Below are 7491 nucleotides of genomic sequence, written 5' to 3'. Positions count from 1 at the left end.
CATATAAGATTCGTAAAACCAAAACTAGCAACTACCTTAACTTTTCTTAATTCCTTAATGGTTAAAAAAATATTGAAACATATAAGTCATATAAGATCTTCAAATAAATACGACAAAAGCGAACCATCAAAAACTTAATTTTCTTAATACCTTAATGGTTTAAAAAAAGAAAACTTATATGACTTATATGTTTCAAAACCTTACTGTTTCGCTCTAGCGTATTGTTTTGGCCATTCCATATCGGCATTTAGCTCTTTGGCAAATGTCAAACCTAAATTAGGATCTCTCAAAGATTCTCGTGCTATAAAAACCAAATCAGCTTTTCCAGAGGCAATGATTTCCTCGGCTTGAGCAGCTTCCGTAATTAAACCTACCGCTCCTGTTTGAATTCCCGTCTCCTTTTTTATGCTTTCGGCAAAAGGAACTTGATAGTTAGGTCCTAACGGAATTTGCTGGTGCGACACCAAACCTCCGGTTGAAGCATCAATTAAATCAACTCCTTTTCCTTTTAAAATTTTAGAAAGTTGAACCGATTCTTCTAAGTTCCATCCACCCTCAGCCCAGTCAGTTGCTGATATCCTTACAAACAAGGGTAAATAATCAGGCCATTCTGATTGTACAGCCTCAACAACTTCAAGCGTCAAGCGGATGCGGTTTTCAAAACTACCACCGTAATTATCCGTTCTAAAATTAGACAGCGGAGATAAAAATTGATGCAATAAATACCCGTGAGCAGCATGTATTTCCATCACCTGAAAACCTGCTTGAACAGCTCTTTTTGTAGCAGATTTAAAATCTGAAATTACTTTTTGTATTCCTGCTTCATGAAGCTCAAGAGGAGCTTTCTCAGTATGATGGTAGGCAACTGGGCTTGGTGCTACAGTATCCCAACCTCCTTGTGAATCATCAAGTTTACGTCCTCCGTTCCAGGGTGATGCTGAGCTGGCTTTACGGCCGGCATGCGCCAATTGTATTCCAGGAACTGAATTTTGACTCACAATAAAAGTATTGATTTCTTTCATCTTCACAATTTGCTCGTCATTCCAAAGTCCTAAATCCTCTGGTGAGATTCTACCTTCGGGTGAAACCGATGTGGCTTCTTGAATAATTAATCCTACGCCGCCTATGGCGCGACTACCCAAATGTACCAGATGCCAATCATTAGCAAAACCGTCTTGAGCTGAATATTGACACATAGGAGAAATTGCAATTCTATTTTTTAGCGTGATGCTTTTTATGGTAATAGGAGAAAATAATTTTGACGACATTATACGTGTTTTAAAGTGATATAAATCCTAAATAATGGGATTTAAGAAAGTAAAGTTAAGATTCAGCATTCAAAGTTCTATTTCAAATTAACATAATTAACAAACTTTTAAATTGCTCTGGAACAATTATTGTAAAATATACAAACAGAAAACCCTATTTTTGTGCATCATATTAAGAATCAAAATTAAAAAATGGATCTATTTATCAAGCTTTCTCAATTCTTATTGAGCTTATCCTTACTTATTGTACTTCACGAGTTAGGACATTTTATTCCTGCAAAATTATTTAAAACTAGAGTCGAAAAATTCTACTTATTTTTTGACGTAAAATATTCCCTTATCAAAAAGAAAATTGGCGAAACCGAATACGGTATCGGTTGGTTACCCCTTGGTGGCTATGTGAAAATTTCCGGAATGATTGATGAGAGCATGGACAAAGAACAAATGGCTTTGCCGCCGCAACCATGGGAATTTCGATCTAAACCAGCTTGGCAACGATTAATCATTATGTTGGGTGGTGTTACTGTAAATTTCATTTTGGCTTTCATAATATATATAGGTATGGCATTTGCGTACGGTGATACTTATATTGCAAATGAAGACTTGAAAGACGGTTTACTTGTAGAAAACAAAACCATGCAAAAAGTAGGTTTTAAAACTGGAGACCACATTGTATCTGTTGATGGTGAAAAAATTGTAAAATTTGACAATGATCTTACCATGAAAGTAATCATGGCAAAAGAAGTCATCATAAAAAGGGGCACAACAGAACAAACGATCAATATGCCAAATGATTTTGTTGACCAATTATCAAAAGTTGAGAAAAAAAGTTTACTTGATATTAGAATGCCATTTGTGGTAGGAGCTATTTCTGAAGGTTCTAAAAATACTACTTTGATGCCAAAAGACATTATTCTTTCTGTAAATGGGCAAACTACCAAGTACTATGATCAAGCCAAAACAGTTTTTGAAAATAATAAAAACAAAACCGTAACAGCTTTAATCCTAAGAGACGAAAAAGAAATTAAATTACCTATTCAAATCAATTCTGAAGGAAAACTAGGAATAGGTATTGGAAGATTGGGAATGGATTATTTAGAAAAACTGGGGTACTACAAAGTAAGTAAACAAGAATTTGGGCTATTAGAATCAATTCCTGTGGGTATAACTAGAGGAAAAGATCAATTAGTAGGATACGGAAAACAATTAAAAATGATTTTTAATCCAGAAACTAAAGCTTACAAACAAGTAGGTGGTTTCAAAGCTATATTTGATATTTTTCCAAAAACTTGGAGTTGGGAAATGTTCTGGACTATTACTGCATTATTGTCAATAATGCTTGGTGTAATGAACCTTTTGCCTATTCCAGCACTAGATGGTGGTCATGTGATGTTTTTATTATACGAAATTATATCAGGTAAAAAACCTAGCGATAAATTCCTAGAGAACGCACAATTAGTTGGTTTTGTTTTACTTATAACACTATTACTATTTGCAAACGGAAATGACGTTTACAAAGCAATTATAGGGAAGTAAAAAAAATGAAAAAAAGTTTCAATTTTATTTGCAGAAACCAAATGATAGCCTATCTTTGCAACCGCTTAGACAAACAAACAGAGTTATTCAAAAGCAAATAAATAAGACGTTCTTTAAAAAATAAAAACATACAGTTTCCTCCTTAGCTCAGTTGGTTAGAGCATCTGACTGTTAATCAGAGGGTCCTTGGTTCGAGCCCAAGAGGGGGAGCTTTTAAAAAGCCATTCAAGAAATTGAGTGGCTTTTTTGTTTTATGTCATTTCGAACCTTGGTTCAAGTCCGCCGCGGCGGAGGAGCTTTTAAAAGGACTTTTTTCTTTTAAGATGATTTACTCAATCTATAAAAAAAGGAGTCCAAAATATTATATTTTGGACTCCCTTTTTTTATGATGAAATATAGACTAATTTAAATACTATACAAACATTTAATATGGCTCTTCTGATACGCTTACAGCATTAAAACAAACTAGAGCTTGCATTATGTAACACAATCCATTTCTTGTCGCTGTTAAGCTTAAAACTACCTATATGCTCTTTGTTCCACTCATTAGGACCTATTAAAGACAGGAAATTCACTCCTTCGGCATCTCTGTATAAATGATAAATTTCACCTATCACAGGTTCAAAGGAAAATTTAGCACTATACACCAATTCATTCCACTCATACTCTTGCATTAACTTTTCGTACTGTAATTTGAGTTCGTTAAACTTATTCCCGAGTTCTTTGTTTACATTATCAATTCCTCTGCTTTTCCAGGAAACTACATCGTCAACACGTATAGCTGGCGCACCTACATTAGTAGCATACGGCAATACATTAGCATTAAATCCTTTTTCTTGATTGTAAACAACGTTATCTGGTTTCTTATTTTCCATGTTTTTTATACTTTTCAACTCTTCAAATTACTATTTTAGAAGGTTGTGTCTTATTGTTTGGGGTACCAAATAAATTTCAACACCTATTTTTGTTTAATATTTTCTATGCAAAGTTAAACAAAATTCACAAATCTACCATGTAAAATTCAAACTTACCAAAAATAGTTACCAGCAATTAACCATAACAAAAAAAACACTATTGAAATCCGAGAAAATCAATAGTGTTTTTATAAAATATAGAAAAAATTTATCTTGGCGAAAGCCAGCCCTCAGGGTTATTATAAGTTGTATTTTGAAGGATCAAGAACTTAATAATAGTTTTTCCTGTTTCCCCATTAGTACGTACCCTTCCTATGCTTTGCTTAATACTTACTTTATCACCTTTACTCACAGAAACGGAACTTAAATTTTGGTACACCGTAAAATAATCTCCGTGTTGTATCATGACCGCTTTATTTACTGGAGAGATTACAATAACACTTGTTACTTCTCCACCAAAAACGGCTCTCGCATTTGCTCCTTTATCAGTAGTAATTTCAACTCCGCTATTGTGAATCGTTATGGTATTGAACATAGGATGTGTTTGATTTCCATATCCTAGTGATATGAAACCTTTCTCTACAGGATAAGGAAGTCTACCTCTATTGGACCTAAAATTATCAGCAATTAATTTGGCCTCTGGGGTCAACTCAATTTTTGATGATGATACAGCCGCTTTAGATACTGGAGCACTAGGATTAGCTTTTGCTTTTTCTAGGGCTGCTTTTCTGTTGGCCTCGGCAATGGCTTCTCTAATTAACCTATTGATTTGCCTGTCAATAGTTCTATACTCTTGTTGACGTTTTTTTATTTCTTGCGCAATCTTGTTTTTGTCTTTTTTAATAGAATTCAATAACTTGAGTTGCTCTTGCTTTTCTTTTTCAAGAGACAAACGTTCCTTTTCATTCTCGGCAATCAACTTTTGTTTGGCCGTTTTTTGAATGTCTAATTTCTGATTGTAGTCTGCTAGTTTATCAGTTTTTGATTTTATTTCTTCCCCTTGCATTTTTCTATAGCCTGTATACTGCTTCATATATTGCGCTCTTTTATACGCTTGAAGAAAATTTTCAGATGATAATAAAAACATGGCTCTGCTTTCAGAAGAACGACTTTTGTAGGATTTGACAATCATTTTAGCGTAATCCTCTTTTAGGATTTTAAGTTCTTTTTTAAGCTTATTAATCTGAACTTGATTAATATACATGTCATTTTTAAGCAATTTAGTTTGCTTTTCGGTGGTATTAATTAGTTTCTCCTTGAGCTTAATTTTCGTACTCTGAATCACTACTACATTTACCGCAGATTTTTCTTTTTTCTTTACGGTTTGTAATAACTTTTCGTTTTCTTTAATTTCTTTTTGAATTTGAGCTTTGCGTTGTTCTAATTTTTCTTGCTGTGATTCTTGACTCCACAACAATGAAGTCATACAAATACAAATTAGGCTTAGGATATATTTTGGCATGAGATAAAAAATATTTTTGCTAATTTACTTAATTAAAATTCTTTTGTACCCATTTGGTACACTATATGGAAAAGAAAGTTCCTCATTAAAGGAAACCGAATTGTATTCTAAATTGATTTCTGTAGTTCCTTTTTTCTGAAAAGTATTGATCAGTAAGGCTGTAGGCAGTTTCATATTGTCATATTCTTTGTTACCTAGATAGGCTACTTTTATCATACGCTCTTCTTTAGGCTGCGTAATTTCTTGTTTTTGGATTAAAAACTGATTGCTGTCTAAGAAAAATGATTTTTGTGTGTTTTCATTTGTAACAGCATCTAATCTATAGCTTTGATCCAAAATTGTTTCAGTGTATTTGCCTCTTCTCAAGTCATCAAGCGCCTGACCTAATAATAGGTTTTGAATTTTAGAATAATCTAAATCAGTTCCTAACCATTGGCTTAAGCTGCTAAAATCACCTTCAAAATAACTGTTGTTTATTTTTTCATAATAACTCACTGTGTTAGGAGTTATCAAGGCTTTGGCCATAGTGATTCCTAAAAAACGAATGCTTACTAAAATTTGCTCGTCTTTCTTAATTCTAATTTCGGCAGTTACATTTTGAGTTTGTTTGTCGTCACTATACCTAGCACTAGACTTGATGTACAGGGTTGAAAAATCGGTTTTGTTGTTGTAATGGTTTTCAATAATTTTTTTGGCCGTCATTACATTTGTCTCAGCAAGCGGCTCCTTTACTGTGGCTACTGCAACGGCCTTTGATTTACAAGAAACCATTACAAGCGCCAGTAAAACCAAATATATTCCTTTTTTCATTATTTTTTTTCTTTTAGTAATTGATTGGCTTTTGAGAAAAATAAATCCTTTTTCTTAAAATCACCCAGACCATTAAAGGCCTCACCTAGTTGTAAATTAAAGTTAATTTCTAATTCCTTATTTTCTACTACATAATCCATGCCCATTTCTAAATAGTCCTTTGCTTTCTTGAATTGTTTCAACTGGTTGTACGCTAATCCGGCGTAAAAATAAAATTGCGCTTGTGACGGATAGGTTTCTATCAAAGATTCGGCTTTAGGTGCAAGGCTACTAAAATTTTTCTGCTCCACGTACGACTGAAACAAAAGTAAGTTCGTTTCCAGCGTGTCTCCCACTCCTCTTTGAGCTGATTTTTCATAATACAATACCGCCTTATCCCACTGCTTTTTATTTTGAAAAAATTTACCAATTTCTTTGTTTACATCCACACTCGTATCATTATTAAACGTGGCAACTGCTTTTTCTAAATCAGGTGCGTACTGTGGATTTTTATGTGTGAAAATTAAAAATTCATTTAAGATTCTATGCTTTATTTTTGAGTCAATTTTTGTACTTGCTAGAACCACATTCATGGCCGTAATGGCTTTTTGAGCTTCATTGCCGTCAAGGTATGTTTTAAACAAACTGACTTGCGCCCACTCTGAATTTGGAATTGCGTTTTCTAGCTTTTTTACAATTTCAAATGCTTTTGCATCTTCATTGTTCTTGGTATACAAAAAGATTAGACTGATATAATTGGATTCCTGCTGCGGATATTTGACAATTTGTTCTTCTAGATTATTGATTTCTAGATTCTGATATTTTCCTTGTGCCAAGATCTGGCTTTTGTACAATTCTCTTCTATCTGTTTTTCCTACCGTTTCATTAAGTTCTTGAATCAGTGCCAATGCTTTTTCAAATTGATTGGTACCCATATAAAGTGACGTTAAATCTTCTTTATATTTAGGGTCAAATTCTATCAATTTATTAATTATTGTTATGCCTTGAGTAAAGTTTTTAGTTTCATAACTTACATCATACATCCCTATCCAATACCATCTGTTTTTAGGATCAAGCTTGGTAGCAGTTTCAAATGAGGTATAGGCACTTTGATAGTCTTTTAAGGCTAAATAATTTTTGCCCAGCTCAAAATAAACGGTTGCATCATTAGGTTTAAATTTATCAGCTTTTTCTAAAGCAACGATAGCTTTGTCATAATTCTCAATCCCTTTTTGAAGTAACGATTCATAAAAAAGTTCTTGAAATTGATCTGTATCAAGCTTGATTTCTTCGGGTTCTGTTTGTGCGCATAGCAAAGCTGAATTGCATTGCAAAACCAATAATAAAAATAAAAAAGCGCTCTTTTTCATGCTGTTTTTTTTAATACTGAATCTTTGTTGTTTAACACCAATTACAAATACTAATATCCTTGCCGTATATTTATTTTAACATCTAAGTTTTCTAAAGGTTTGCAAACATCTTTAGCTAATTATTTTTATAACCATATAAGACACATAAGGTC

6 protein-coding genes and 1 tRNA gene are annotated in these 7491 nt (G+C 33.2%); 2 read left to right on the top strand and 5 right to left on the bottom strand.

The annotated features are described in order from the left end of the window. Positions 1-200: 200 nt before the first annotated feature. The gene (locus FPG59_RS12065) at positions 201-1268 is read right to left on the bottom strand and encodes an NADH:flavin oxidoreductase/NADH oxidase (RefSeq protein ID WP_086454846.1); all 1068 of its coding nucleotides are present in this window, start codon (positions 1266-1268) and stop codon (positions 201-203) included. Positions 1269-1460: 192 nt separating this feature from the next. On the opposite strand from FPG59_RS12065, the gene rseP reads away from it, so the two are divergent. Then, positions 1461-2804 (top strand): RIP metalloprotease RseP, encoded by a 1344-nt coding sequence (gene rseP / locus FPG59_RS12060; RefSeq protein ID WP_086454845.1) that lies wholly within the window; start codon positions 1461-1463, stop codon positions 2802-2804. A gap of 136 nt (positions 2805-2940) precedes the next feature. Next, positions 2941-3014 (top strand) — tRNA-Asn (locus tag FPG59_RS12055). Between the two features lie 245 nt (positions 3015-3259). Here FPG59_RS12055 and FPG59_RS12050 read toward each other — a convergent pair. The 4 genes from FPG59_RS12050 to FPG59_RS12035 form a co-directional block, all read right to left on the bottom strand. Further along, a complete protein-coding gene (locus FPG59_RS12050; RefSeq protein ID WP_086454844.1) occupies positions 3260-3679 on the bottom strand; it encodes a DUF2452 domain-containing protein in 420 nt (139 codons plus the stop codon). Positions 3680-3926: 247 nt separating this feature from the next. After that, positions 3927-5180, bottom strand: coding sequence for a murein hydrolase activator EnvC (locus FPG59_RS12045; RefSeq protein WP_086454843.1), 1254 nt, complete (start codon positions 5178-5180; stop codon positions 3927-3929). A 24-nt stretch (positions 5181-5204) separates the two neighbouring features. Continuing rightward, a complete protein-coding gene (locus FPG59_RS12040; protein WP_086454842.1) occupies positions 5205-5990 on the bottom strand; it encodes a DUF4292 domain-containing protein in 786 nt (261 codons plus the stop codon). Continuing rightward, entirely contained in the window at positions 5990-7339 is a 1350-nt protein-coding gene (locus tag FPG59_RS12035; protein ID WP_086454841.1) for a lipopolysaccharide assembly protein LapB, read from the bottom strand. The genes FPG59_RS12040 and FPG59_RS12035 overlap by 1 nt, the downstream gene beginning before the upstream one ends. Positions 7340-7491 lie beyond the last annotated feature (152 nt).

The sequence above is a fragment of the Flavobacterium sp. FPG59 genome (assembly GCF_002150205.1).
Classification (GTDB): domain Bacteria; phylum Bacteroidota; class Bacteroidia; order Flavobacteriales; family Flavobacteriaceae; genus Flavobacterium.
This window is presented reverse-complemented; position numbering and strand designations above follow the sequence as displayed.

Excerpts from the sequence above, each read along its gene's own strand:
- FPG59_RS12065 (WP_086454846.1), bottom strand. The coding sequence starts at position 1,268 with ATGTCGTCAAAATTATTTTCTCCTATTACCATAAAAAGCATCACGCTA.
- FPG59_RS12035 (WP_086454841.1), bottom strand. The coding sequence starts at position 7,339 with ATGAAAAAGAGCGCTTTTTTATTTTTATTATTGGTTTTGCAATGCAAT.
- FPG59_RS12040 (WP_086454842.1), bottom strand. The coding sequence starts at position 5,990 with ATGAAAAAAGGAATATATTTGGTTTTACTGGCGCTTGTAATGGTTTCT.
- FPG59_RS12050 (WP_086454844.1), bottom strand. The coding sequence starts at position 3,679 with ATGGAAAATAAGAAACCAGATAACGTTGTTTACAATCAAGAAAAAGGA.
- rseP (WP_086454845.1), top strand. The coding sequence starts at position 1,461 with ATGGATCTATTTATCAAGCTTTCTCAATTCTTATTGAGCTTATCCTTA.
- FPG59_RS12045 (WP_086454843.1), bottom strand. The coding sequence starts at position 5,180 with ATGCCAAAATATATCCTAAGCCTAATTTGTATTTGTATGACTTCATTG.